Source organism: Ureibacillus massiliensis 4400831 = CIP 108448 = CCUG 49529 (genome assembly GCF_000772965.1).
GTDB classification, from domain to species: Bacteria; Bacillota; Bacilli; order Bacillales_A; family Planococcaceae; genus Ureibacillus; species Ureibacillus massiliensis.
Genome location: NZ_JPVQ01000142.1, coordinates 1 through 475, shown reverse-complemented (window position 1 = coordinate 475; position 475 = coordinate 1). Strand labels below are relative to the sequence as shown.

Sequence of the window (475 nt, the reverse complement as noted above, 5' to 3'; positions counted from 1 at the left end):
ATTTCAGACCCACTTGTGTACGTGAACATAGTTACTGTTACGACAGCTTTGACAGAAAATATCAGACCTTAAAATTCACACGACCAAAAGAATGTTCAACCTGTCCATTACGTGAAGATTCGCTTTGTCAAAAGGTGTTCAAAATCAAATGTGAGATGGATATTCGTAAATTCACTTATCCAGCCCGGGGTTCTGAACTTTGGAAACAACTTTATAAAGAACGTACTGCTGTTGAGCGTGTTAATGCGTATTTAAAACAGTATTTTCAATTGAAAAATGTCCGTCATAGAACAGGAATAAAAGGGAAATTGCATTTTAACTTGGTGACGTTTATTTATAATGCCTGTAAGCTAGCAGTTGACCGCATCAACGCACAGTTAAAAGCTATAAACCAAGTAGCTTAATTTTTAAAAACTAAAAAAACTATTGGGCGAAGGCCAAGCTTTTACAAAAAGTGATTTATGAAATTGATTCA

1 protein-coding gene is annotated in these 475 nt (G+C 34.9%); it reads left to right on the top strand.

Annotated elements, in window-relative coordinates:
• Positions 1 to 404 (top strand): transposase (locus CD30_RS19965; protein ID WP_170933686.1); only part of this gene is annotated, 404 nt, incomplete at its 5' end.
• Positions 405 to 475: the final 71 nt, after the last annotated feature.